The organism is Bacillus cereus group sp. BfR-BA-01492, from assembly GCF_022662815.1.
Classification (GTDB): Bacteria; Bacillota; Bacilli; order Bacillales; family Bacillaceae_G; genus Bacillus_A; species Bacillus_A cereus_BD.
This window is the reverse complement of record NZ_JAKUEH010000063.1, coordinates 1-384: the sequence shown is the minus strand read 5'-3', so window position 1 is coordinate 384 and position 384 is coordinate 1. Positions and strand designations below refer to the sequence as shown.

The following is a 384-nucleotide window of genomic DNA, read 5'->3' as shown; positions in this document are numbered from 1 at the left end:
ATGTTTCTTTTTGACAATCGATAAATTGATGTAATTCTGTATCTTTTATTTTTTCGCGAATATGGCCATAGCCTTTTTTAAAATCTCATTTTCCTCTTTCAAGCGAAGCATTTCTTTCTGCATTTGTTTCAGATCTTCTAGCGTCATTTCTTCCTCATCAATCGTTGCGATAGGAGAATATTTTTTAATCCATTTATAAATTGTTACTTCTGATACACCATACTCGCTGCTTAGTTCTTTCACAGATCGTTCTGAATGATATAATTCAACAACCATCTTTTTAAATTCTGCATTAAATTTCTTGTTTGCCATACGGACACTTCCTCCTTGAAATCCATTGTAAGGACTTAACTAAGTTGTGTCCATATGACTATACTAACTCCA

1 pseudogene is annotated in these 384 nt (G+C 32.6%); it reads right to left on the bottom strand.

Annotated features, from left to right (window positions below):
• A pseudogene (locus tag MR063_RS21600) lies at positions 1 to 312 on the bottom strand (transposase); the annotation flags it as partial.
• Between the last annotated feature and the right edge of the window lie 72 nt (positions 313 to 384).